The 23493-nt window shown below is 59.0% G+C and carries 22 protein-coding genes; 8 read left to right on the plus strand and 14 right to left on the minus strand.

Annotation, left to right across the window (positions count from 1 at the left end; all coding sequences use genetic code 11):
• The first annotated feature begins 49 nt into the window (after positions 1 to 49).
• Positions 50 to 679: a sterol desaturase family protein gene (locus Q672_RS22150; RefSeq protein WP_022984623.1), complete on the plus strand. Its 630-nt coding sequence runs from the start codon at positions 50 to 52 to the stop codon at positions 677 to 679.
• Between the two features lie 16 nt (positions 680 to 695).
• Here Q672_RS22150 and Q672_RS22155 read toward each other — a convergent pair whose 3' ends face one another.
• The 3 genes from Q672_RS22155 to Q672_RS22165 form a co-directional block, all read right to left on the minus strand.
• The gene (locus Q672_RS22155) at positions 696 to 1037 is read right to left on the minus strand and encodes a DUF3301 domain-containing protein (RefSeq protein WP_022984624.1); all 342 of its coding nucleotides are present in this window, start codon (positions 1035 to 1037) and stop codon (positions 696 to 698) included.
• A complete protein-coding gene (locus tag Q672_RS22160; protein ID WP_022984625.1) occupies positions 1034 to 1600 on the minus strand; it encodes a DUF1415 domain-containing protein in 567 nt (188 codons plus the stop codon). Before Q672_RS22160 ends, Q672_RS22155 begins: the two co-directional genes overlap by 4 nt.
• 147 nt (positions 1601 to 1747) lie before the next feature.
• Positions 1748 to 2203: an MOSC domain-containing protein gene (locus tag Q672_RS22165; protein WP_022984626.1), complete on the minus strand. Its 456-nt coding sequence runs from the start codon at positions 2201 to 2203 to the stop codon at positions 1748 to 1750.
• A gap of 420 nt (positions 2204 to 2623) precedes the next feature.
• On the opposite strand from Q672_RS22165, the gene trpE reads away from it, so the two are divergent.
• Genes trpE through trpC form a run of 4 tightly spaced genes read left to right on the plus strand, consistent with a single transcriptional unit; the run spans position 2624 to position 6571 of the window.
• Positions 2624 to 4117, plus strand: coding sequence for an anthranilate synthase component I (trpE, locus tag Q672_RS22170; RefSeq protein WP_022984627.1), 1494 nt, complete (start codon positions 2624 to 2626; stop codon positions 4115 to 4117).
• The gene (locus tag Q672_RS22175) at positions 4117 to 4719 is read left to right on the plus strand and encodes an anthranilate synthase component II (protein WP_022984628.1); all 603 of its coding nucleotides are present in this window, start codon (positions 4117 to 4119) and stop codon (positions 4717 to 4719) included. The genes trpE and Q672_RS22175 overlap by 1 nt, the downstream gene beginning before the upstream one ends.
• Positions 4716 to 5759: an anthranilate phosphoribosyltransferase gene (trpD, locus tag Q672_RS22180; RefSeq protein ID WP_022984629.1), complete on the plus strand. Its 1044-nt coding sequence runs from the start codon at positions 4716 to 4718 to the stop codon at positions 5757 to 5759. The genes Q672_RS22175 and trpD overlap by 4 nt, the downstream gene beginning before the upstream one ends.
• Before the next feature lie 14 nt (positions 5760 to 5773).
• Positions 5774 to 6571: an indole-3-glycerol phosphate synthase TrpC gene (gene trpC / locus Q672_RS22185; RefSeq protein WP_022984630.1), complete on the plus strand. Its 798-nt coding sequence runs from the start codon at positions 5774 to 5776 to the stop codon at positions 6569 to 6571.
• Positions 6572 to 6739: 168 nt separating this feature from the next.
• Here the strand turns inward: trpC and crp are convergent, their stop codons facing one another.
• Positions 6740 to 7369, minus strand: coding sequence for a cAMP-activated global transcriptional regulator CRP (gene crp / locus Q672_RS22190; RefSeq protein WP_022984631.1), 630 nt, complete (start codon positions 7367 to 7369; stop codon positions 6740 to 6742).
• A gap of 283 nt (positions 7370 to 7652) precedes the next feature.
• On the opposite strand from crp, the gene Q672_RS22195 reads away from it, so the two are divergent.
• A complete protein-coding gene (locus Q672_RS22195; protein WP_031226124.1) occupies positions 7653 to 8069 on the plus strand; it encodes an OsmC family protein in 417 nt (138 codons plus the stop codon).
• 137 nt (positions 8070 to 8206) lie between these two features.
• A complete protein-coding gene (gene speD, locus Q672_RS22200) occupies positions 8207 to 9013 on the plus strand; it encodes an adenosylmethionine decarboxylase (RefSeq protein ID WP_022984633.1) in 807 nt (268 codons plus the stop codon).
• Positions 9014 to 9181: 168 nt separating this feature from the next.
• On the opposite strand, the gene coq7 is transcribed toward speD, so the two are convergent.
• Positions 9182 to 9844 (minus strand): 2-polyprenyl-3-methyl-6-methoxy-1,4-benzoquinone monooxygenase, encoded by a 663-nt coding sequence (coq7, locus tag Q672_RS22205; RefSeq protein ID WP_022984634.1) that lies wholly within the window; start codon positions 9842 to 9844, stop codon positions 9182 to 9184.
• A 76-nt stretch (positions 9845 to 9920) separates the two neighbouring features.
• Between coq7 and Q672_RS22210 the strand changes: the two genes are divergently transcribed.
• Positions 9921 to 11393 (plus strand): AAA family ATPase, encoded by a 1473-nt coding sequence (locus Q672_RS22210; protein ID WP_022984635.1) that lies wholly within the window; start codon positions 9921 to 9923, stop codon positions 11391 to 11393.
• Between the two features lies 1 nt (position 11394).
• Here the strand turns inward: Q672_RS22210 and Q672_RS22215 are convergent, their stop codons facing one another.
• The 9 genes from Q672_RS22215 to Q672_RS22255 all read right to left on the minus strand — a co-directional run bounded on the left by Q672_RS22215 (position 11395) and on the right by Q672_RS22255 (position 23257).
• Positions 11395 to 14157 carry a hybrid sensor histidine kinase/response regulator gene (locus Q672_RS22215; RefSeq protein WP_035481883.1) on the minus strand — a complete coding sequence of 921 codons (2763 nt, stop codon included), beginning with the start codon at positions 14155 to 14157 and terminating at the stop codon, positions 11395 to 11397.
• Positions 14120 to 15184 carry a cyclic nucleotide-binding domain-containing protein gene (locus Q672_RS22220; protein WP_022984638.1) on the minus strand — a complete coding sequence of 355 codons (1065 nt, stop codon included), beginning with the start codon at positions 15182 to 15184 and terminating at the stop codon, positions 14120 to 14122. Before Q672_RS22220 ends, Q672_RS22215 begins: the two co-directional genes overlap by 38 nt.
• Before the next feature lie 179 nt (positions 15185 to 15363).
• Positions 15364 to 16650: a phosphoribosylamine--glycine ligase gene (purD, locus tag Q672_RS22225; protein WP_031226131.1), complete on the minus strand. Its 1287-nt coding sequence runs from the start codon at positions 16648 to 16650 to the stop codon at positions 15364 to 15366.
• Positions 16651 to 16751: 101 nt separating this feature from the next.
• Positions 16752 to 18320 carry a bifunctional phosphoribosylaminoimidazolecarboxamide formyltransferase/IMP cyclohydrolase gene (purH, locus tag Q672_RS22230; protein WP_022984640.1) on the minus strand — a complete coding sequence of 523 codons (1569 nt, stop codon included), beginning with the start codon at positions 18318 to 18320 and terminating at the stop codon, positions 16752 to 16754.
• A 94-nt stretch (positions 18321 to 18414) separates the two neighbouring features.
• Positions 18415 to 18699, minus strand: coding sequence for a DNA-binding transcriptional regulator Fis (fis, locus tag Q672_RS22235; RefSeq protein WP_022984641.1), 285 nt, complete (start codon positions 18697 to 18699; stop codon positions 18415 to 18417).
• Between the two features lie 44 nt (positions 18700 to 18743).
• Positions 18744 to 19784 (minus strand): tRNA dihydrouridine synthase DusB, encoded by a 1041-nt coding sequence (gene dusB / locus Q672_RS22240; RefSeq protein ID WP_022984642.1) that lies wholly within the window; start codon positions 19782 to 19784, stop codon positions 18744 to 18746.
• A gap of 193 nt (positions 19785 to 19977) precedes the next feature.
• Positions 19978 to 21222 carry a DUF3426 domain-containing protein gene (locus Q672_RS22245; RefSeq protein ID WP_022984643.1) on the minus strand — a complete coding sequence of 415 codons (1245 nt, stop codon included), beginning with the start codon at positions 21220 to 21222 and terminating at the stop codon, positions 19978 to 19980.
• A gap of 180 nt (positions 21223 to 21402) precedes the next feature.
• Positions 21403 to 22284 carry a 50S ribosomal protein L11 methyltransferase gene (prmA, locus tag Q672_RS22250; RefSeq protein ID WP_022984644.1) on the minus strand — a complete coding sequence of 294 codons (882 nt, stop codon included), beginning with the start codon at positions 22282 to 22284 and terminating at the stop codon, positions 21403 to 21405.
• A 214-nt stretch (positions 22285 to 22498) separates the two neighbouring features.
• Positions 22499 to 23257, minus strand: a complete 759-nt coding sequence (locus tag Q672_RS22255) for an alpha/beta hydrolase (RefSeq protein ID WP_022984645.1) — start codon at positions 23255 to 23257, stop codon at positions 22499 to 22501.
• Positions 23258 to 23493: the final 236 nt, after the last annotated feature.

Genomic DNA, 23493 nt, shown 5'->3' on the forward strand with positions numbered 1-23493 from the left:
GCCTGTGTACGGCATGATGGAGCCTCTGTCATTGTTATGAGGGTTTCCCATGCTTGGTTTTCCTGTCGCGTTGCTCACGGCCAATGCCTTTGAGTGGTATGCCCACAAGGTGTGGCTGCATGAGTATCCCCGCAAGCATCGCAACAGCCCTTTCTTCAGTCATATTCGCCATCACAAACGTGTGCGGCTGAACGGGTTCGAGGACGAGCATTACACGATGCCCATGTTCCAGGATCAGGAAATTTTCAACGAAAAGGTGGCCTTGATCGGGTTGTGTGCGGTGTTTACCCCGACGGTGGCAGTGGCGCCGTTTTTTACCGCGGGGATCTATTATTCCGCCTGGCAGTACTGGCACAAACACAGCAAGGCGCACCTGCAGCCTGAGTGGGCCCGTACCCAACTGCCGTGGCACTACGACCATCACATGAACACCCACCAGGATGCCAACTGGTGCGTTACCCGGCCCTGGTTTGATTACCTCATGGGCACCCGGGTGATTGGTGACGACAGTGTGGCGGAAACCAATCCGTTGGGTATGGCATTGCCCGGCTGGCTGGAACGGCCGGTGAATCGGGTGGCGCGTCGTTTGCTGCCGAAGGCGTTCCAGCGACTGGACGCCAATCGCCATAGTGAACACGGGCGTCGTCAGCGTGGCGAGGTGGAGGAGATCGCCGCCTAGACGAAGGGGCGCAACATCAGTGCAGCTGTTCTGGCGGCGGTGTGTAGCGGTGGGGCGGTAATTCGACTCGCTGCACGACGCCGCCCATGACGATGGTGTGGCCAGAATAGCGCTCGCCGCCGGTGACGGTGAACTCAAACCGGTAAATGCGGGTGATACGCAGTTTGTCATTGCCATCGCGTTGTAGAGTGAGCTTTTCCAGCCCTACCGTGTCATCCAGGAATTCCACCTGTTCCCGCTCGCAGTATTTTCGGGTGTAGATCAGAGCGCGTTCACGAATACCGTGGGCGCGCCAGAACAGCGCCGCAATGATCACCACGGTGGTCACCAGCAGGATGTCCGCCAGATCCAGATTCATCGGCGCGCTCCCGGCAGGCCGCCGAACAGGCTATGCCACTGGGCTTCACTCAGGTTATCCAGCGTGTCCATGTTGCGTTCGGGAATGGCCTCTGGGTCCGGGTAGCTGGCCAGCCCGGCCTCCAGGCTCTCTTCGCGTAGCAGGTGCAGTATCGGGTAGGGGGCCCGGTTGGTGTAGTTGCCCGGATCGTCGGCCTCGGTATCGGCAAACTGGTAGGCCGGATGAAAGGTCGCAATCTGGAAGGTGCCTACCCAGTCTTCCTGTTCCAGCAGCGCATCGGCCAGGTCCAGCATGTCGTTGTAGTCGTAGAAGTCGTCCAGCTGGTCGGGAATGATCAGCAGGGTGGTATCGACGGTAGATGCTGGCGTTGTGGCGAGCATTCGCAGCTCGTCAAAGAGATCCTGCATCAGTGTTTCCACATTACGGCTGTCGCTGACCGCGAAGCGCACTTGCCCTTTCTGGAAAGGCTTGCGGGCGAAGGGGCACAGGTTGAGGCCGATCACGACCTGTTCCAGCCACTGGCGGGTCTGGTTGATGTAGCGGGTTTTTTCTACGTCGTTCATGCAGTGAAGCACTCTAAAGATGTCGTAGGGTGGACATTCCCGAAGGGACTTTCCGCCCTACGGTCAGGTTGTATGCCCGCTCGTTGTGGGAGCGATGGTCATTGACGCATTGGCTATCGCGGTGAAAGACCGCGCCTACAGGAAACCTCAATCCGGTATTTCAATGGTGTCGCCCACTCTCACTACCCCGGTGGAGAGAATTTCACAACGCAGTCCGCCTCGCCCCATCAACGCCTTGATGATCTGGGTTGGGGTGAGCTCGCCGGCCAGCAGCTTGCCCACCACGGAGCAGGGCTCGCACAGTTCGATGCCGCGCACCCGTACCGTGCCGACCATGAACTCGCGTCCCTCCAGGGCGTTCAGGTCCACGCCCGTGGTGACAATGTTGCGGCGCAGCTGGTGAGGGTGTACCTCCTGACCGAACTCATGATTAAAGGCGTCCACGGCTTCGTGTCCGATCAGGGTGAGCTGTTCCTCAGGCTTGGTGTTCCGCTTGCAGTGGCGGTCGCCGACGATGCCACAGCCGGCACGCAGTTGTACCGCCTCGTGGCCTGTCATGGGCCCGCGGGATTCATCGGCAGTGTAAAGGGCGACAATGTTCATGGTTGGGAACGCTGGACGCCGTATGCCTGGCGCCAAACGCAAAAAGCATCCGGTTGAGGTTATGCGGTCTAGTCTACATGAGCGCAGCTTGTGTGGGAGCCTGCCTGCTGGCGAAATATCGCTTGCAGGCAAGCTTCCACAGCTGCAAGGCCGGCTCTCTGCCGGTGGGCGAATGTCTGGCGTCTGACGTTAACATTGACTACAATTTCGGCCATCGACCCCGTTTGAGAAAGGACGTCCCCCTTGGAGCGTGCCCTGATCAACAGCTTTGCTTTCCTGTCCGCACCCGCCAGCTGGCGATGGTGACGCTCCCCCCTGTGTCTGCCGTAATGCGCTGACACGCCCTTTTTGCTTCATTTTTCTCTACAATCGGCTTTCTCGACATCGGCCTGCCTGAAAAGGGTCGGATAAGGAAAAACCATGTCACCACAAGAACTGGATCGTTACGCCCAACAGGGCTTTACCCGCGTGCCCGTTGTACGCGAGGTGCTGGCGGACCTGGATACCCCGTTGACCGCCTATCGCAAACTGGCTCAGGGGCCCTACAGCTACCTGTTTGAATCTGTCCAGGGTGGCGAGCGCTGGGGGCAGTATTCCATCCTCGGGCTGCCTGCCACCGAGGTCATCCGCATTACCGGCAAGACAGTGTCGGTGAGCAATGACGACGGCACCCGCGAACAGCAAGTGGAAGATCCGATTGCCTGGATCGAACAGTATCGTCAGCACTATCAGGCTCCGGAAATTCCCGGTTTGCCCCGCTTTAATGGCGGGCTGGTGGGGTATTTTGGTTACGACAGCGTCCGCTACTTTGAACCGAAGTTGGGCCCGGCGCCGGGCAAGGATGTGCTGGGTGTGCCCGATATCCTGCTAATGCGCTCTGAAGAAGTGGTGGTGTTCGACAACCTGCGCGGGGCCCTGTACCTGATTGTCCATGTGGATCCGACGGCAGCAGGTGCCGCTGAACAGGCAGAGGCCCGCCTTGAGGCACTGGAGCAGCAGCTGCGGGCGCCACTGCCGGAGCCGGAGCATGTGGTGTACGGCGACCCGGTGGACGAGAGCGATTTCCAGAGCGAATTCCCCGAAGCCGAGTTCAAGGCCGGGGTCGAGAAAGTTCGCGACTATATTCTGGCCGGGGACGTGATGCAGGTGGTGCCGGCCCAACGGATGAGCTGTCCGTTCAAGGCCCCCGCGCTGGACCTGTACCGGGCCCTGCGTTATCTGAACCCGTCGCCGTACATGTTCTATCTGGACCTGGACGATTTTCATATCGCCGGTTCGTCACCGGAGATCCTGGCGCGGGCCGAGCAGGGCGCAGTGACGGTGCGCCCCATTGCCGGGACGCGCAAGCGCGGTGCCACGGTGGAAGAAGACAAGGCGCTGGAAGCGGACCTGCTGGCGGATCCCAAGGAAATCGCCGAGCACCTGATGCTGATTGATCTGGGCCGCAACGATGTGGGCCGTGTGGCCAAACCCGGCAAGGTGAGCCTGACAGACAAGATGGTGGTGGAACGCTATTCCCATGTGATGCATATCGTCTCCAATGTGGAAGGGGAATTGAAAGACGGCCAGGGGCCCCTGGACGTGCTCAGTGCCACGTTCCCGGCGGGTACCCTGAGTGGTGCCCCCAAGATCCGCGCCATGGAAATCATCGACGAGCTGGAACCCACCAAGCGGGGGGTCTACGGCGGGGCGGTCGGTTACATCGGGTTTAATGGTGATATGGACACGGCTATCGCCATCCGCACGGCGGTGGTGAAGGACGAGCGTCTCTACGTGCAGGCCGGTGCCGGCATCGTAGCGGACTCGGTGCCCCAGTCCGAATGGGACGAGACCATGAACAAGGCCCGGGCGGTATTCCGGGCGGTGAATCTGGCATTGGGTGGTCTCAACCTGGCAGACGGAGGGCAGCGGTAATGCGTGTCTTGATGATCGATAACTACGACAGTTTTACCTACAACCTGGTGCAGTACCTGCAGGAGCTGGGGGCCGAGGTGCTGGTACACCGCAATGACCAGATCACCATCGAGGACATCGAAGCGCTCAACCCGGACCGCCTGATGGTGTCTCCCGGGCCTTGTACGCCCAACGAAGCCGGCGTCTCCATCGCCGCCATCAAGCACTTTGCCGGCAAGCTGCCAATTCTGGGGGTGTGTCTGGGGCACCAGAGTATTGGCCAGGCCTTTGGTGGCAAGGTGGTGCGGGCCCGCCAGGTGATGCACGGCAAGACCTCGCCGATCCACCACAGCGGTGTGGGCATCTTCCGGGATCTGCCGTCACCCTATATCGCCACCCGGTACCATTCCCTGGTGGTGGAAAAAGACAGCCTGCCGGATTGTCTGGAGATTACCGCCTGGACCCAGAACGCTGACGGCAGCATGGACGAGATCATGGGTATGCGGCACAAGACCCTGCCCATTGAGGGGGTGCAGTATCACCCCGAGTCCATTCTGAGTGAGCACGGCCATGCCCTGCTCGAGAACTTTCTGAAAAACGCACAACAAGGGGACGCCGCATGAATATCCAGCAGGCGCTGGCCAAGGTGGTCGAGCAGATCGATCTCAGCGTGGACGAGATGCAAGAGGTCATGCGCCAGATCATGACCGGCGGCGCCACCGATGCACAGATTGGTGCTTTCATGGTGGCGCTGCGCATGAAGAGTGAATCGCTGGATGAAATCACCGGCGGTGTGCAGGTCATGCGCGAGCTGGTCACTGCGGTTCCGGTGCAAAACCGCCAGTATCTGGTGGATATCGTGGGCACCGGGGGGGACGGTGCCAACCTCTTTAATGTGTCGTCTGCCAGCGCCTTTGTGGCGGCCGCTGCCGGGGCCCGGGTGGCCAAGCATGGTGGCCGGTCGGTGAGCTCCAAAAGCGGTTCTGCCGATCTGCTGGAAACCGCCGGCATTGCGCTGGACCTGAGCCCGGAACAGATCGGCAGCTGCGTGGATAACGTGGGGGTGGGCTTCATGTTTGCCCCGAATCATCACAAGGCCATGAAATACGCGGTGGGGCCGCGCAAGGAACTGGGTATGCGCACCCTGTTCAACATCCTCGGGCCCATGACTAACCCTGCCGGGGTTCAGCGCCTGGTGCTGGGGGTGTTCAGTGAGAAGTTGTGTCGGCCGATGGCGGAAGTCATGGGACGTCTGGGGGCAGAGCATGTGATGGTGGTGCACAGCAAGGATGGCCTGGACGAGATCAGCCTGGCGACCCGCACCCATGTGGCCGAGTTCAAGAACGGTGAAGTCAGCGAATACACGATCACCCCGGAAGAGCTGGGGCTGGAGTCGGATTCGCTGGTAGGGCTCGATGTAACCGATTCCGCGGCGTCGTTGGCGCTGATTCGCGATGCGTTCGGCAAGCGCAGTAACGAGGCGGCCCGCAAGGCAGCCGACATGATCGCCCTCAATGCCGGGGCGGCCATTTATGTCAGCGGTGTTACCCGCTCTCACAAAGAGGGGGTACGCATGGCGGAAGACCTGATACACAATGGAGAGGCAGCGGAGCGCATGCGCGAGCTGGCCCAGTTCAGCACAGCCCTCACTGCAGCGGACTGACAAGGAGAACGGTTATGAGCACAGGCACCATTCTCGACAAGATTATTGCCCGCAAGCAGGAAGAAATCGCGGTGGGCAAGAACAACTACTCGCTTGGCGACCTGCAATCCATGGCGGAGAACCAGGGCAAGGCCCGTGGTTTTGCCAAGGCCCTGTTCCAGCGTATTCGCGACAAGCAGCCTGCGGTGATTGCCGAAATCAAGAAAGCGTCCCCCAGCAAAGGGGTGATCCGGGATGATTTCGACCCGGTGGCGATTGCCCGCAGTTACGAAGCCAATGGGGCAGCGTGCCTGTCGGTGCTCACCGACCAGGATTTTTTTCAGGGCCATGAAGACTATCTGCGTGCCGCCCGCAATGCGGTAAGCCTGCCGGTGATTCGCAAGGATTTCATGATCGACCCATGGCAGATTTTCGAATCCCGCGCCATGGGGGCCGATGCGGTATTGCTGATCGTGGCAGCGCTGTCCGATGACCAGCTGAACGAGCTTTATCACGCTGCCCAGCGCGCCGGCTGCGATGTGTTGGTGGAAGTGCATACCCAGCAAGAGCTGGAGCGGGCCGTGGCGCTGAATGCCGAGCTGATCGGCATCAATAACCGCAACCTGCACACCTTCGAGACCAGCCTCAGCACCACTCTGGCCCTGGCCGAGCAAGCCCCGGCGGACCGGTTGATCATCACCGAAAGTGGTATTCACACCGCCGATGATGTGAAGCTGATGCGCAGCAACAGCATCCACTCTTTCCTGGTAGGCGAAGCCTTTATGCGCGAAGAGGATCCGGGGAAGGCGTTGAAGGCGCTGTTTTTCAGTTAACAGTTAACAGTGAATAGTGAACAGTTAACCGCGTCGCGGGGTGCGAGGGTGTTAGCGTAAAGGTTCGAGGCCGCGTCCAAACTTTGGGTGCGGCCTCTATGCTTTCAGATCAGGATGGTGCCAATCCGCGACGCTGTTAGCTGTTCATGGTTAATTGTTAACTGCCTTTCAGCGCGTCCCGTAAACCACCATCGTCTTACCCTTAACCGACACCAGCCCCTGCTCCTCCAGGTTCTTGAGAACCCGGCCGACCATTTCGCGGGAACAGCCGACGATGCGGCCGATTTCCTGGCGGGTGACTTTGATCTGCATGCCATCCGGGTGGGTCATGGCGTCAGGTTGCTTGCACAGGTCCAGCAGTGTGCCAGCCACGCGACCGGTGACGTCCAGGAACGCCAGATCGCCCACTTTGCGGGTGGTGGCACGGAGGCGACCGGCAATCTGGGCGGAGACGGCGAACAGGATGTCAGCGTCTTCGCGGGCCAATTGCTTGAACTTGGAGTAGCTGACTTCCGCTACTTCACACTCGGTCTTGGCCTTTACCCACGCAGAGCGGGAAGGATCGTTTTCAAACAAGCCCATTTCACCGAAGAAGTCTCCTTCATTCAGGTAGGCCATAATCATCTCGCGACCGTCATCATCTTCGATCATCACGGTCACGGAGCCCTTCAGGATGTAATAAAGGGCATCCGATTCATCCCCCGCATAAATGATGGTGCTTTTCGCTGGGTACTTGCGTCGATGGCAGTTGGCCAGGAAATGGTCCAGATTTGGAATAATTTTATTGCCGTCAGTCATGGGCGCTCAGTCTTAAGCCAGAAAAATGTCTTAGCTAATAAGACTATGGATATTGCCTGTTTTTATCAGGCCTGCCAAGGGAACTGGCTCTCACTACCGATTATCCCGGCGTAGGCGGTCTCTGCAGGCCGATGACAGGAGGGGGCGGCGGGGGGAGGGGGCAGATTGTCGGCAGGAGCCCGAAAAGGGGTGGCGCAGGCCACCGGCTATGGTACTCTGCGCCCCCTTTCCGGGTGGCAAAAAGAGACGCTCATCCGGAGGCAAAATGCACCAGGAGAAAGCCATGAAAGCAGTGGTTCAATGGCAGGGCGAGGCCTGCTACGAGGGTCAGACCGAAAGCGGCCATCAGGTACTGATGGACGGCCCGCCTGATCATGGCGGCCAGAACCGTGGCCCACGTCCCATGGAGACGCTGCTGTTGGGTGTCGGGGGCTGTTCTTCCTTTGATGTGGTGCATATCCTCAAGAAATCTCGTCAGGATGTGACCGACTGCCGTTGCGAACTGACCGCCGAACGTGTCGATGATGTCCCTGCGGTATTCAGCAAGATTCATCTGCATTTCATCGTTAGCGGCAATAACCTGAAAGAAGCCCATGTAAAACGGGCAGTGGAGTTGTCCGCCGAGAAGTATTGCTCGGCCAGCATCATGCTGACCCGGGGTGGTGTCGAGATCACCCATAGCTATAGCATTGAGGCCTGACTCCGGTCAGGCTGGGAATTCCGGTGTCATGCCGGGGTGAGAGGTGGGGCGTTGTGTCGCCTCGCAGACAGGTAGCCGCATCAATGCGGTGGTGTGTTTTGTTCTAGTGTGGCGGTAAGCGCCCATGGGGTACGGCTGTGGTGAAAGATCCCAATCCCAAGATTACGGTTCATGGTTTCAACAACCTGACCAAATCCTTGAGCTTCAATATCTTCGATATTGCGTATGCAAAGACTGAGCAGCATCGTCAGGAGTACATCGAATATATTGATGAGCTGTATAACGCCGAGCGTCTCACCGAGATTCTCACCAATGTGACCAAGATTATTGGCGCCAATATTCTGAACGTGGCCCGTCAGGATTACGATCCGCAGGGTGCCAGCGTGACCATGCTGATTGCCGAGCATGAGACCCCTCCAGATGGGACTGACTGGGACGAGGAAGCCCCGGGTCCGCTGCCGGACACGGTGGTAGCGCATCTGGACAAGAGCCACGTGACGGTTCACACCTACCCGGAATCCCATCCGGATAACGGTATTTCCACGTTCCGTGTGGATGTGGATGTATCGACCTGTGGGGTGATTTCACCACTGCGTGCCCTGAATTACCTGATCCACAGTTTCGATTCCGATATCGTGACCGTGGACTACCGCGTGCGTGGTATGACCCGCGATCTGGATGGCACCAAGCACTACATTGATCATGACATCAATTCCATCCAGAACTTCCTCACGGAAGATACCCAGAACGCCTATCAGATGATCGACGTGAATGTGTATCAGGAGAACATCTTCCATACCAAGATGCTGCTGAAAGACTTCGATATCGACAACTATCTGTTTGGTGCCGGTAGCGACGAGTTTGACCAGGAAGAACTCGATTCGATTGAAGAACGTCTCAAGACCGAGATGCTGGAGATTTTTTACAGCCGGAATCTTGGTTGAGGAGCAGTGAATAGTTAACAGTTAACAGTGAATAGCTGCGCGATCAGCGCAGCGGCCAGCTGGAAATAAAGAGGCCGCGCCCATAACCTGGGTGCGGCCTCTTTGTTCTCAGTACCTGATGACGTTTGGCGCGACGCTGTTAACTGTTCACTATTCACTGTTAACTCATCAGATCCGATAAGTCGAAAACGTCATCACCTTGCTCATCAATGTCATGGCGTGGCGGATGGGCGGCGGCAGGTCGGCGCCGCCGGCGTCTTTGGCGGTGACGGCATGCTTGAGCTCGTCGGTACGCATTTGCTCAAGAATGGCTCGGGTGCGCAGGTCGCTTTCCGGCACCTGATAAAGGTGGGACTCCAGGTGCTTCACCACCTGGTTTTCAGTTTCCGAGACAAACCCCAGACTCCAGCGATCACCGATCAGGCCGGCGGTGGCACCCATGGCATAGCTCATGGCATAGAACAGCGGGTTCAGTTTGCTCGGTGCACCGCCCAGTTCGCGAATGCGCTCTTCACACCAGGCCAGATGGTCTTCTTCTTCTTTGGCGGCTTCCTCCATGGCGTGACGAATATGCGGCAGGCTGGCGGTGCTGGCCTGGCCCTGGTACAGCGCTTGGGCACATACTTCACCGGTATGGTTGATGCGCATCAAACCCATCACGTGGCGACGCTGATCGCTCGGCAGGCTGCCGGGCTGGGCAGTGCCGCCGGGGCTGTCCGGTGCGGCAGTCGGCGCACGTTCAGCTTGTATGGTGCCTGGCGTCAGCGTGCGCAGGGCGTTGTCTGCTCTGGCCAGCAATCGGTCCAGAGGAGAAAGGCGGCGTTCTGTCATGGGCTGTCCACAGCGGTGTTTTGAAAGATGATCATGTTAGCATACCGGCATCCTCGCCCTGTGAAGAATGATAACAATGAGTGATCTGAACGACCTGCGCATGCTGCTGGATTCCCGTTACCCGATTGTGGTGATCGAAACCTGGGAGGAATTACGGGCGCTGGATTTGATCCGGCGTCTGGGAATGAAAGAAGGGCGCCCGGTGTTTGCCTGGAATGCGGTGGATGGCCTGCGCAGGCTGGAGTTTGATGATGTGCCCAGCCAGAAGCACACCATTGAGCCGGATGCCATGCTTGGCCAGATTCGTGGTACCAGCCAGCCCGGGATTTATGCCCTGTGTGATATCCATCCGTTCCTGGACGGCGAGCCGAAGAATGTCCGGCTGATCAAGGAAATCGCGCTCCACCACGAGCGGTTACAGCATACGCTGGTGCTGATCAGTCACCAGTTCACGATTCCCGCTGAAGTGCGCCGATACTGCACCCGCTTCAGCCTGTCCATGCCGGATGAGAAACAGCTGGAGCATATTGTCCAGGACGAAGCCCGTCGATTTAAAAAGGAAAAGGGCGAGCGGGTTCGCGCCAACCGGGAATCACTGGACCGGTTGGTGCGTAACCTGCGCGGCATGAGCGCAGACGATGCCCGCAAGCTGGCCCGGGGCGCCATCATCCAGGATGGCGCCATCACCGAAGACGATCTGCCTGAGGTCAACAAGGCCAAGTTTGCCCTGATGGAGATGGATGGCGTGCTCAGCTACGAGTACGACACCGAAAGTTTTGCCCATGTTGGCGGCCTGGACGGCCTGAAGCAGTGGCTTGGCAAGCGAGAGAAGGCTTTCCACGGGGATGCAGGCATCGACAGCCCCCGTGGCGTGATGCTGGTGGGGGTACAGGGCGGCGGCAAGAGCCTTGCTGCCAAGTCGGTGGCAGGCCTGTGGGGGCTGCCGTTGTTGCGGCTCGATATGGGGGCGATCTACAACAAATTTTTCGGAGAATCCGAGCGCAATGTCCGTGAAGCCCTGGCCATGGCAGAAACCATGTCGCCCTGTGTGTTATGGATCGATGAAATCGAAAAAGGCATTTCGGTAGGGGACAACGATGGCGGGACGTCGCGCCGGGTGCTGGGTACCTTGCTGACCTGGATGGCCGAGAACACCAGCAAGGTGTTTATGGTGGCCACGGCCAACGACATCGAGCGTTTACCGCCGGAGCTGATTCGCAAAGGGCGCCTGGATGAAATTTTCTTTGTGGATCTTCCGTCGCCGTCTGTCCGCGAGGTTATCTTTCGGATTCATTTGCAAAAGCGGCATCAGGATGCAGAGCGTTTTGATCTTCCGACCCTGGCCGAACACAGTGACGGCTTTACCGGTGCTGAAATCGAACAGGCGGTGGTGGCGGGATTGTACAGCGCCAGTGCAGCGGGAACGGTACTGGATCAGACCATGCTGGAAGCCGAGCTGGCCGCCACGGTTCCCTTGTCGGTCACCATGGCAGAGCCCTTGGCGAGGCTGCGGCATTGGTGCCAGAGCCGGGCGGTGAGTGCTGGCTGATTCAGCTATCGGCTGTGTCTTCTCCCGGCTGGGTGTACCGAACTACGGTTTCTCGCAGGGTGTTCAACTCCACCGGTTTGGGTAAGTGGGCATTCATGCCTGCGGCAAAACTGCGATCACGGTGCTCTTTCAGGATATGGGCTGTGAGCGCCACAATCGGCGTAGCGGGCAGGCCGCTCCCCTGTTCCCACTCCCGGATTTTTCGGGTGGCTTCAAAGCCGTCCATCTCCGGCATTTCACAGTCCATCAACACCAGGTCATATCGGGTGTCACGGGCTTTCTCCAGAGCTTCCCGTCCATTGGATGCAATGTCGGCCTTGAGCCCCAGTTTGCCCAGCATTCCCCGGATAACCTTCTGGCTCAGATAATGGTCTTCGGCGACCAGGATGCGTAATCCAGGGTCAGGTTGATGCTCGGTTTGCTCGTGGGAGGCCGGACGCTCATTGCCGAGTTCCTCCGCTAGTACCTGACGAAGCCGGGGGGCGGAGACCGGCTTTGACAATACCCGGTGGATGCCCACATTGCGTGCCTGAGTCGCAGACGGGGCCTGGTTTACCCCGGTCAGCATGACCAGCACGGTAGGGTGGATGATCAGAGGATCTTCATGGATGCGGGCCGCTAGCTGCATGCCGTCCATGCCGGGCATCTGGTGGTCCAGTACCACGACGTCATAGGGTTCGTTGATATTGGCCTGGGTGCGCAAGGAGGCCAGCGCTTCACGGGGGTCGTGGCAGGCTGTGACCTTCATTCCCCATGAGAGGGCATGATGGCGCAGCACTCGGGTCACAGTGCTGGAATCGTCGACGACCAGAATGCTTCGGCCTTCCAGTCTGGCAGGATCGACTTTGACCGTCGGATGCAAACCGGAACTGTCCGCCGGCAACGGTAGAACAAACCAGAAATGGGCGCCACGATGATCCTGCAGTGTGCCCATGCGGCCTTCCAGCGCGTCGACCAGTTGTTCAGCGATTACCAGGCTCAGGTGGCTGCTTTCGCTCTGTCGCTGGCTGTCTTTCAAGCGCTGAACGGTATCGTCACTGAGGGCACTACCGGAAAAACCGAAGCGGATCCGGTCCGCCTGGCCGGTAGGCTCCATGGAGACATCCACCACCAGTTCTCCGGGGCTGCCATGACGAATCAGGGCGCCGATCAGGTTGGTCAGGATTTGACGAAGACGCCCCGCATCTCCCAGTACCCGGGCCGGAACGTTGGTATGCACGTGGGTGATCAACTCGATCTGTTTCTCTTCTGCCCGCTCCTTGAACAGATCGATGGCCTCCATGACCTGATCATGAATATCCAGTGAGGCACGGTTGATATCGGCCCCTTCTGCAGATAGCTGGGAGTGTTCAAGTACGTCGTTGATGATTCTCAGCAGGCTGTCACCGGCATGCTGGATAGCGCTGACACACTCGCGTTGATTGGGGGTAAGGGGGGTGTCGCCGAGGATCTCGGCCATGCCGAGAATACCGCTCAAGGGCGTGCGGACATCGTGACCAATCCGTGAGAGTGTTTCCCGACGGGTGCTGTCTACGGTGTCCGCAATGGCCTCGGATCGTTCGCTTTGCGTTTGTAGCCGATTCTGGTGGATGCGACGAATGCGAAGGCCAATGCCGAGGGTTATAGCTTCGATGGCGGCGGTGCCCATCAGCCATTGGGGTAATTCCGCGCTGGTTTGAAGAATACCAAGGTATGCAAGACACACCAGTAAGGCTGGTAAACTCACCAGCATGGCGGTCATGAAAAACATCCCTCCGCCCTGCGCTTCGCTATGCCACGATGTGTAACCCAGCACGATCAGGGTAACGGCTGCCAGCGCTACCAAAACAAAGCTGAGGTAGGCTGCAATGCCAAGCGGCAGGAACAGGTTGCTCACAGCGGCGATCAGGGAGAGGGTCTGCAGTGCGCTAACCAGTGTTGCCAGGCGTGGGTGGTGCTGTTTTAGCCGCATGAATTTTGTTGTCACGCCGGCGGCAGCCCACAGCGCAACCAACATCAGAACGAAGAGCAACCGGGGTTGCAGTAACGCGCTATCCGGGACTATCAGGGGCAAGAAATCGGCAAGTAGCAGGCTGATGACAATGATGCTCAACAGGAAAGCCGCATGGTAATAGTAGGTAATACCGCCACCCATCATGCCTGCGATGAGGTTATAGATCACCAGTATCAGCAGCGCGCCGGTCAGTATCATGTAAACGGCATTGCTGAGTTGCTGGTCCGCGAGGTACTGGTTTGGTGTTGTCAGCGATAGCCCGTAAGTGAGGTAGCCTTGTGCCTGTAGACGCAAGTAAAAAAGTTCTGTTTGGCCGGTGGGCAGAAGGATGCGGATACCCGCGCCCCTGCCCGGTATGCGTTGGTCCGTCTCGGCCAGGGTGTATCCCGTTTGATCGGGCTGATAGAGGGTGGCATGAGGGCTGCCTAACACATGAAGGGTGTATTCTTGGGGTTGATCGAGTTCATTTTTGAGTGCGACCCTGATCCACCAGTGACCGCTCTGAACGCCAAGGCGTTCTATGAAGCGGGTGGCCGGCTGGAAATCACTGCCCGGGAGTGCGCTGATATCCTCGATTGTCAGCGCACCTTTCTCGTCGTGGAGGAATTCGGAATAAATGGTGATCCGGCTGTTATCCGGTTCGGTATGAATAACGAAAGGTGGTGGCGGTGCAGGTTCTGCCGCCGCTGTTTGCACCAGTAAAAGGGTGCAAAGCAGCAGTAGGCAAAAAGCGTTAAGCCTGTTCGGCCACGTTGTCAGCGTTGTCAGCATCCGTTGATTTTCCCCGATCGAGCACATAGGCGTTCAAGCCCGCTTCGGAGAGGATATAGGCTCCCAGCTCACTTCGTCGACTATCGCCAGACACCACATAGAAGAAATCCTTCTCCAGATTCTGTACCTCGCGGCGCAACTCACTTAACGGAATGTTGCGCGCACCAGGTGTGCGGTCGTGGCGAAACTCCATGGGCAGCCGCACATCCACCAGCACACAGGCAGTATCTGCTTCCAGTACCATGGTATCCAGCTCATCTTCGCTGAGATGACGAATCACGGAGTCCTGCAGGATCGCCTGGAAGTCTTGCTTGCCAAGGCACATGACCACGCCGTCGCTGGTCATGGTGATGGTGGCATTGCGCGGACTGTCACTGATCAGGGCATCCTCACCAAAGAAACGCCCGGCAGACAGGGCCGCCAGGGTTTCCTGTTTGGCGCCTTTGCTGCGCGTGACCATGGCTTTGCCTTGCTTGATCACAAAAAAGGTATCGCCATCGTCCCCTTCGGTGAGGATGGTCTCGCCCAGCTGGACTTCGCGTTCTTCAAACTTCATGAACAGGCTGTGCAACATGGCCGGGGGCACGGCAGCGAACAGTTCGGAGGACAGCAGGGCGTCCATCCAGTCCCGTTCACTTTCGTCATCGCCCTCATCCAGCAGAGATTCCGCGGCCTGGGTCCAGGTCATCAGCAAATCGAGTTTGTTGCGATCAATGGCGTAGAGGGTGGTGGCTTCCGCGCTGATGGCGTTGATGGTGTGCTCGGGATAGTTATCCAGAGCCAGATAGTTCTCGTCATCATCGGCGGTGAAGTGACGTACCTGAAAGCTTGCGTCGGTAAGATCCAGTGCGCCTTCCACCAGAAAGAAGGCCTTGTCTGTCTTTTGGCCCCGTTTGAACAACAGTCGGCCCGGGCCGAGTGTGATGACGTCGATCTGGCCCTGAATTTCCTGAAGATGGGATTCGCCCAGACAGTCGAAAGGTATGAAATTCTCAAGGCGAGACATGTCGGCCAGGACACTGCTCATGGTACCCCCAATACAATCGCTTATTGTTCGGGGTACTGGATGCGCAAAGCGGAAACGGGCGCTAACCCGTCTCCGTCAGAACAGAAATGCCAATAATGGTGCCGGAAAGCCCAACACAGCCACAGGGAGCGGGCTGCCCGCCTGTGACCTACCCCGTTATTCGTACTTATGGGGCTAGCTTATGCCTTTTCGCGGGCCACTGCACGGTAACCAATGTCTGTGCGGTATTGGGCATTGCGCCATGTGATCTGCTTCACACCTGCATAGGCGTTGGCCTGTGCATCGCTGACCGTGTCACCGACGCCGGTCACGCACAACACCCGACCGCCACTGGTGACGACCTGGCCGTCTTTCTCGGCGGTGCCGGCGTGGAAGACTTTTACGGTGTCCGAATCCGCCAGGTCCAGGCCTTCGATGGCATCGCCCTTGTCGTAGCTGTCCGGGTAGCCGCCAGCGGCCATGACTACACCCAGAGTGGGGCGCGGGTCCCACTGGATGTCGGTCTGGTCCAGCTTGCCGTCCAGGGCGGCCAGGCACAGGGTGGCCAGATCGGATTGCAGACGCATCATGATCGGCTGGGTTTCCGGGTCGCCAAAGCGGCAGTTGTATTCGATGACCTTGGGGGCCCCTTCCGGGCTGATCATCAGGCCGGCATACAGGAAACCGGTGTAAGGCATGCCCTCGGCGGCCATGCCTTCTACTGTCGGGGTAATGACTTCATCCATGATGCGCTGGTAGACCGCATCGGTGACCACCGGAGCCGGAGAATAGGCACCCATGCCGCCAGTGTTGGGGCCGGTGTCGCCGTTGCCGACGCGCTTGTGGTCCTGGCTGGTGGCCATGGGCAGCACATTCTTGCCGTCTACCATGACGATGAAGCTGGCTTCTTCGCCTTCGAGGAATTCTTCCACTACCACGCGGTGGCCGGCGTCGCCGAACTTGTTGCCGTCCAGCATGTCGCGCACCGCGTCTTCGGCTTCCTGCAGGGTCATGGCGACGATCACGCCTTTGCCAGCTGCCAGGCCGTCGGCCTTGATCACGATGGGCGCGCCCTGTTCACGGACGTAGGCCAGGGCTTCTTCCATGTCGGTGAAGTTGCCGTAGGCAGCAGTGGGGATGTTCTGGCGTGCCAGGAAGTCCTTGGTGAAGGCCTTGGAGCCCTCCAGCTGGGCGGCGGCCTTGCTGGGGCCGAAGCACTTCAGGCCGTTGTCCTGGAACGTATCCACCAGGCCTTCCACCAGTGGCGCTTCCGGGCCAACGATGGTCAGGTCAACCCCGTTGTCTTTGGCGAAGGCCAGCAGGGCCGGCTGATCCAGCACATCGATGGCCACGTTCTGCAGCTTGGCTTCGCGGGCGGTGCCTGCGTTGCCCGGGGCTACGAATACCTTTTCTACCGACTCGGCCTGGGCCACTTTCCATGCCAGCGCATGTTCGCGGCCACCGCCGCCGATGATCAAAACTTTCATGTCTACACCCCTTTCAGGTTCGCCGGAGGAGCGGTGCTTGAGCTGCGAATTGTTGTTGCAAGCCGCTTCGCGGTTCAAGCCGCTCCTTCAGAGAGATGCTGTTAGTGACGGAAATGACGCATGCCGGTGAAGACCATGGCCATGCCGGCTTCGTCGGCGGCGGCGATGACTTCTTCGTCGCGGATCGAGCCGCCCGGCTGGATTACGCAGCTGATGCCGACCTTGGCGGCATTATCGATGCCGTCGCGGAACGGGAAGAATGCATCGGATGCCATCACCGAACCTTCCACCTGCAGACCCGCATGTTCGGCCTTGATGGCGGCGATACGGGCAGAGTTGACGCGGCTCATCTGGCCGGCACCCACGCCCACGGTCTGGCGGTTTTTGGCGTAGACGATGGCGTTGGATTTGACGAATTTGGCCACTTTCCAGGCGAAGATCAGGTCGTGCATCTCGGCTTCGGTGGGGGCACGCTTGGTGACCACTTTCAGATCACCTTCAGTGATCATGCCGATGTCGCGATCCTGTACCAGCAAGCCGCCGTTAACGCGCTTGTAATCCAGCCCACCTTCGGTCGGCCCGGTGATCTCGCCGCAGACCAGTACGCGCACGTTTTTCTTGGCGGCGGTAATGGCGAGAGCCTCATCGGTGGCGCTGGGGGCGATGATCACTTCCACGAACTGGCGATCGACGATGGCCTGTGCGGTAGCCGCGTCCAACTCGCGGTTGAAGGCGATGATGCCACCAAAGGCAGATTCCGTGTCGGTTTCGAAGGCCAGATCGTAGGCTTTGCCGATGCCGTCCAGGCTTACCGCTACCCCACAGGGGTTGGCGTGCTTGACGATCACACAGGCGGGCTTGGTAAAGGCTTTTACGCACTCCAGCGCCGCGTCGGTATCGGCGATGTTGTTGTAGCTGAGTTCCTTGCCCTGCAGCTGCTTGGCGGTGGCGATGGATGCCGGGGCAGGGCTGCGTTCGGTGTAGAAGGCCGCTTTCTGGTGCGGGTTCTCGCCGTAACGCATGTTCTGGGTTTTTTCGAAGTTCAGGTTGATGGTGCGCGGGAAGTCTTCATTGTTCTCGCCCACCATCTTGCCAAAGTAGTTGGCAATGGCGCTGTCGTAGGCGGCAGTGTGCTCGAACGCCTTGATGGCCAGATCGAAACGCAGGGTGTTGGACAGGGCGCCGCCGTTGGCGTCCATGTCGTCCAGCACGCGCTGGTAGTCAGACGCATTGGTAACGATGCCCACGTGGGCATTGTTCTTGGCGGCAGAGCGCACCATGGTCGGGCCGCCGATATCGATGTTTTCGATGGCGTCTTCCAGGGAGCAATCCGGGTTGGCCACGGTGGCTTCGAACGGGTACAGGTTCACGACCACCAGGTCGATGCGGCTGATGTCGTTATCGGCCATCACCTGATCGTCCTGGCCGCGACGGCCGAGAATGCCGCCGTGCACTTTCGGGTGCAGGGTTTTCACCCGGCCATCCATCATTTCCGGGAAACCGGTGTAGTCGGAGACTTCGCGCACCGCGATGCCGGCCTCCTGCAGTTTCTTGTAGGTACCGCCTGTGGACAGTAGCTCCACGCCCTTGCCGGCCAGGGCCTGGGCAAATTCAACGATACCAGTCTTGTCGGAAACACTGATCAGTGCACGTTCAACGGCTTTGCTCATGGGATTTCACCAAGTTGCGTAGTCTTAATTAATACGAGGGCCAGAAACAAAAAAAGGGCAGTGTGGTCACTGCCCTTGATATAGCAGGTCTGTTTTACAACAGACCGTACTGCTTGAGTTTCTTGCGCAGGGTGCCGCGGTTCAGGCCCAGCAGCTCGGCTGCCTTGGTCTGGTTTCCACGGGTGTATTCCAGCACCTTCTCAAGCAGCGGGATTTCCATCTCCGCCAGTACCATCTGGTACAGCTCGCTCACAGGCTCGCCATCCAGCTGGTTGAAATAATCGTTTAACGAACGACGCACACAATTGCGGAGCGTATCGTGGGTTTCACTGCGCGCAATGGTCAGATGCGGCTGCTTGCGTGCTTCAGCGGTGTTCATTTCAGTAAGTGTCCGTGCAGCGGCTGTGTTAACTGAAGAGAGGGTCATGCGGCCAGGGCTCCGTTTTTCTTCCGGGCAGACACTTCGCCATACCGACCAAAGCGAACCCGGTCGGTTGTGACGTTGATCTGTTGGAAAAACTGCTCGATTGCCACCTGTTGGTCGGTGGCATTTTCCAGTGTGTTAAATCCACGCCGGAAGTCTTCCCCTCCGGGCAGGTTCTGTGTGTACCAACCCAGGTGCTTGCGTGCGATACGAACCCCCATGAACTCACCATAGAATTGGTGAAGTTCGGCCAGGTGCTGTTGCACGCAATCATGGACTTCCGCTACTAACGGCGCTGCGGGCAGCGAGCCGTGCTCGAGGTAATGCAGGGTGTCCCGGAAGATCCATGGGTTACCCTGAGCAGCGCGGCCGATCATGATACCACCGGCTCCCGTGGATTCCAGTACCCGTTTAGCTTTTTCCGGGCTATCCACGTCACCGTTAGCCATGATTGGAATATTTACCGCCTTTACCACGTCGGCAATGGTGGCGTATTCCGCCTCTCCATTGAATTTGTCGGCCCGGGTGCGGCCGTGGATGGCCAGCGCCTGGATACCCGCTGCTTCGGCGATGCGGGCGATCTCGATGGCGTTGCGGTGGGCGCGGTCAGGCCCGGTGCGGATCTTCAGCGTCACGGGGACATCCACCGCCGCAACAACCGCATCCAGAATACGGGCCACCAGATCCGGATCGGCCAGCAGGGCAGAGCCCGCGGCGCGTTTGCACACCTTTTTGGCGGGGCATCCCATGTTGATGTCGATAATCTGGGCGCCGTGATCCACATTGGCGCGGGCCGCATCCGCCAGCATCGCCGGTTCACCACCGGCAATCTGTACTGAAATCGGGCCCGGCTCACCGCTATGGTCGAGCCGTTGGCGGGATTTTCGAGAGTTCCACAGACGAGTGTCCGAGGTGACCATCTCCGACACCAGCAGGCCGGCACCCAAATCCCTGCATAATCGCCGAAACGGGCGATCCGTGACGCCGGCCATGGGGGCCAGAATCAGGGGGTTGGGCAGGGTGTAGGGGCCAATCTGCATGGAGTTGGGTGGTCGGTTGGTTAAAAAGGGAGCTAATGATAGAGATCAGCGACCCACGATGAAAGGCCGCTGAGTAAAAAATGCACGGATTTGTTCCGGAAGCGGAATCAGGCATCGGTAATGGTTTGCCCCGACACGGCTGCTATGGCACGTGTCGGAGCGAGCGAGGGTCAGGCTGTCGACGGCCGGAGTGTCATGCGTCGGGGCGGCCTGCGGACTCTGGGCTGGCGAGTAATCGCAAGTTGTAGTTAACCGCCTGATCTCCCGGATCGACGATTTCCAGGGAAACATGCAGAGGGGTATGAGTGGGCATGGTGTCCATGCCGGCTAGATCACCATGCAGGTATTCATCCGGTTTGAAGCGGCGGCCAGCGATGGCTTTGCCGTTGAGTGAACTGAAGGTGAGCTCCAGGTCCGGGAAGGGTTGCGGGTAGCGAGCTTCATTAAACAGGATGGCATCGACGACCAGGGAATTGCTGAACTGCGGATGGCTGCGAACCACCAGGTTGGCACCCCGCATTTTGCTCAAGTCACTGCGGTTGGGAAGTTGGCAGCCTAGCACACTGCACAACTGTTGATAGGCAGGGCGCCATTGCGGGGTGCGGGCCAACTGATCGAAATTAAAGTAGCTGTACTGAGATGCCAGCAGAACCATCGCCAGTGCGGAGAGCGCTCCCCACTTGGCCAGCCCGGACCAGTCACGCTGGCGCCGGAAATGGGCTTCCCGCTCGCGCAGGGGGGCCGCTGTTTTGATGGTAACGGGCGTTTCAGGCAGTTCATCGCCAAAAAGATCGAGGCCACCAAAAAGAGAGTCGTCGTCGCGGGAAGATGCTTGGGCGGCTTTCGGTTTGGGCGGTGTTTTTTCCTTTGTCGGTGAAGCTGATGGCGCAGGGCGTTTGCTGCCTGGATCATCCAGTGGGGCAAAAACCGCTTTGCCGGGCGTGTTGTCTTCTGGGCGAACCGGATCGGGTTCGTCTTCCAGTTCCTGGAGGAGGGCCTCTGCCCAGGCTTCGTCGGCGCCCTCATTGTGGCTTGCGCGGCCTGCACCGTGCATGTCGGCGAAATCTTCCCCCAGGCCTTCTTCGCCATCTTCGCCCAGATTCATGAAAGAATCGCTGAGCTCCATGCCTTCAATGCTTAAACCGCTGTCGGCATGGCCTTCATGGTCATCCTGGTCTTCGAATTCCGGATCGAGATCCAGGGAGCCACTGCTGAATGCAGAGGGGGGGTCTTGTTGGGGGTTGCCGTCCAGAGCGCCCGCCCAGCGGTCTTTCTGGTCTGCCGGCTGTTCAGGTGGGTTCACCAGGTAGTCCGTCGCCTGAAACACCTGGAGACACGATCCGCATCGTACGGCACCGCGAGCTTGTTTGAGGTGCTCGTCAGTGATCTTGAACTGGGCTGCGCAGTGTGGGCAGCGGGTCTTGTACTGGGTGGACATGGACATGCCTGATTGTTATTGGTTGGCGGCGGCGCCTGCGACATGCTGCTCATGCGGCTGGCGTAAACTCTTTTTACCGAATAAACCTTATGGCCCGCAAGGACCTGCGCCTCAGTTTAGGTCGGTTTCCGGCCATGCAAGAGGCGCCGGCGCGGATCGGGACTTGCTCTGCGGTTGTGCTCAGGCGCTTTTGCGCACTCCGTCAATGCGTACCCAGTCCCCTTTTTGTGTGGTTGGTGTCAGGTCGAACCAGCGTGAGTAGGCATCGCGTACGTCGTTTGCCTGTTCGGCGAGGATCCCCGAAAGGGCCAGGCCAGCACCCGGTTTGCAGTACCCAGCCAGCAGTTCGGCCAGCTCGACCAGTGGGCCGGCCAGGATGTTGGCCACCAGCACGTCGCAGCGGTATTCGGCCGGCATCTGTTCCGGAAGAAACAGGTCGAGTCGGTCAGCTACGCCATTGTTTCGGGCGTTTTCTTCACTGGCAATCAGAGCCTGGGGATCAATGTCGGTGCCAGTGGTCTGGCCGGCTCCCAGTAGCAGGGCAGCAATGGCCAGCACACCAGAGCCGCAGCCGAAGTCCAATACCGTCTTGCCGTTCAGGGCGTGCCCGTCCAGCCATTCGAGACAGAGCGCGGTGGTCTCATGAGTACCGGTGCCGAATGCCAGGCCGGGATCCAGTTTCAGGTTGACTCCGTTTGGGTCTGGCGCATCAGTCCAGCTCGGCACAATCCATAGCCGTTCACCAAATCGCATGGGGGAGAAGTCATCCATCCACGCCCGTTCCCACACCTGGTCTTCCAGGGTTTCATGATGATGCGCATCAGCCTGCAGTCCTTGCTGCTGCAGGGCGCTCAGGATCAGTTCCAGCTCTGCGTCGGCCTCGAACAAGGCGCTGACAACGGTGTTCTGCCATAGCGGTCGGGTGCCTGGCGGTGGTTCGAACACGGGTTGGTCTGCTCCGTCGGTGAGGGTTACGGCGCAGGCGCCCAGATTTTCCAGCGCGGCCTGAAAGGCATCGGCGTGTTTTTCCGTCGTGGCAAGGTGGAGCTGGAGCCAGGCCATTTTCGCTTCGCTCTAGTGAATAGTTAACAGTGAAAAGTGAACAGCTGCGTGGGGCGTTCGCCCCAACGTGGGGGATGATAGCAGTTAAGGTCGCGGCGAATCACTCCGGATTAGGTCTTGTTGTGGGAGCTTGCTTGCAAGCGAATCTCCCGCGTTTAAGCGGAACAGACAGAGCCGTTGGTTGTCCGCGGCGCATACCCCGGTCTTAACAGGCCTAAGATTGTGTGGGGTGTGGGTTCCAGCCAGGGGGTGTTTTGCCGCTGGCGATGGCCAGGGCGTCGGGAAGGGAGGCCGGGAGCATGGCGCCGTGGCTCAGGCCGGGGAAGGGTTTCCAGTGCACTTGCAATGGCGGGTGTTGTGCCAGGGTTTGCACTGTGGTCATGAAGGCGTCGCTGCCTTGCTGTGTCAGGCGTGCAATGGCGGCATCGTCCATATCCGGGGTCGCACGGACTTCATCAGTACCTCGTGCCAGCCATACCTGTGCCCGGGACGGCCTGTCTTTCAGGTAGTGATCGATCGCGTGGTTGTGCCAGTAGGTTGCCGGGCTGACCGGGATATAGCGAGTAAAGGTGCTGGAAGGTGATGCCAGCGCGTAGAGCGCAAACAGGCCACCAAACGAATGCCCCCACAGGGATTGTTGTGCCAGGTTGAGGCGGGCGCGCTTTTGCACTTCGGGTTTGATGCGGGTTTCCAGCAGGGCCAGGAAGGCGTCGGCGCCGCCGCCAAGGCGTTCCGGTCGGCGGGGATCAGGGATCAGGCCTTCACCGGGGAGTGCCGGCGTGTAGTCCCGTTGGCGAGCCACCACATCAAACAGCAGATCGGTGTCGTAACCCACCATGATCAGTACCGGCAGAGTGTTTTCCGGCAACGGTGCAAGCCAGTCTTCCTGAAGATGGTGCAGCACGGCATTGCCGTCGAGAAGGGTCAGTGACGAATAGCCTTGCTCCGGCGGTGGGGAGTGCGGGATGGCCAACCATACCCGGTAGCGGCGCTAGCCATCTTCGGATGTGACGCGAAAATTCTCAAAGCGGTAGAACGAAGACCCTCGGTCCGCGAGGGTGGAGCCCATGGTTCGGGTTAGATCCGGTCGAGAGAATGCCGTTGCAGGGAGCAAGGAAGCAAAAAAAAGACGGGCGAGAAATTGACGACGCTGCAGTGGCATAGGGCTTCGCCTGAACATGACATGATCTGAACTTTACCGTGAATTTT

This window comes from Alcanivorax sp. P2S70, from assembly GCF_000475295.1.
Taxonomy (GTDB): Bacteria; Pseudomonadota; Gammaproteobacteria; order Pseudomonadales; family Alcanivoracaceae; genus Alcanivorax; species Alcanivorax profundi.

Excerpts from the sequence above, each read along its gene's own strand:
- Q672_RS22150 (WP_022984623.1), top strand. The coding sequence starts at position 50 with ATGCTTGGTTTTCCTGTCGCGTTGCTCACGGCCAATGCCTTTGAGTGG.
- Q672_RS22155 (WP_022984624.1), bottom strand. The coding sequence starts at position 1,037 with ATGAATCTGGATCTGGCGGACATCCTGCTGGTGACCACCGTGGTGATC.
- Q672_RS22160 (WP_022984625.1), bottom strand. The coding sequence starts at position 1,600 with ATGAACGACGTAGAAAAAACCCGCTACATCAACCAGACCCGCCAGTGG.
- Q672_RS22165 (WP_022984626.1), bottom strand. The coding sequence starts at position 2,203 with ATGAACATTGTCGCCCTTTACACTGCCGATGAATCCCGCGGGCCCATG.
- trpE (WP_022984627.1), top strand. The coding sequence starts at position 2,624 with ATGTCACCACAAGAACTGGATCGTTACGCCCAACAGGGCTTTACCCGC.
- Q672_RS22175 (WP_022984628.1), top strand. The coding sequence starts at position 4,117 with ATGCGTGTCTTGATGATCGATAACTACGACAGTTTTACCTACAACCTG.
- trpD (WP_022984629.1), top strand. The coding sequence starts at position 4,716 with ATGAATATCCAGCAGGCGCTGGCCAAGGTGGTCGAGCAGATCGATCTC.
- trpC (WP_022984630.1), top strand. The coding sequence starts at position 5,774 with ATGAGCACAGGCACCATTCTCGACAAGATTATTGCCCGCAAGCAGGAA.
- crp (WP_022984631.1), bottom strand. The coding sequence starts at position 7,369 with ATGACTGACGGCAATAAAATTATTCCAAATCTGGACCATTTCCTGGCC.
- Q672_RS22195 (WP_031226124.1), top strand. The coding sequence starts at position 7,653 with ATGAAAGCAGTGGTTCAATGGCAGGGCGAGGCCTGCTACGAGGGTCAG.
- coq7 (WP_022984634.1), bottom strand. The coding sequence starts at position 9,844 with ATGACAGAACGCCGCCTTTCTCCTCTGGACCGATTGCTGGCCAGAGCA.
- Q672_RS22210 (WP_022984635.1), top strand. The coding sequence starts at position 9,921 with ATGAGTGATCTGAACGACCTGCGCATGCTGCTGGATTCCCGTTACCCG.
- Q672_RS22215 (WP_035481883.1), bottom strand. The coding sequence starts at position 14,157 with ATGCTGACAACGCTGACAACGTGGCCGAACAGGCTTAACGCTTTTTGC.
- Q672_RS22220 (WP_022984638.1), bottom strand. The coding sequence starts at position 15,184 with ATGAGCAGTGTCCTGGCCGACATGTCTCGCCTTGAGAATTTCATACCT.
- purD (WP_031226131.1), bottom strand. The coding sequence starts at position 16,650 with ATGAAAGTTTTGATCATCGGCGGCGGTGGCCGCGAACATGCGCTGGCA.
- purH (WP_022984640.1), bottom strand. The coding sequence starts at position 18,320 with ATGAGCAAAGCCGTTGAACGTGCACTGATCAGTGTTTCCGACAAGACT.
- fis (WP_022984641.1), bottom strand. The coding sequence starts at position 18,699 with ATGAACACCGCTGAAGCACGCAAGCAGCCGCATCTGACCATTGCGCGC.
- dusB (WP_022984642.1), bottom strand. The coding sequence starts at position 19,784 with ATGCAGATTGGCCCCTACACCCTGCCCAACCCCCTGATTCTGGCCCCC.
- Q672_RS22245 (WP_022984643.1), bottom strand. The coding sequence starts at position 21,222 with ATGTCCACCCAGTACAAGACCCGCTGCCCACACTGCGCAGCCCAGTTC.
- prmA (WP_022984644.1), bottom strand. The coding sequence starts at position 22,284 with ATGGCCTGGCTCCAGCTCCACCTTGCCACGACGGAAAAACACGCCGAT.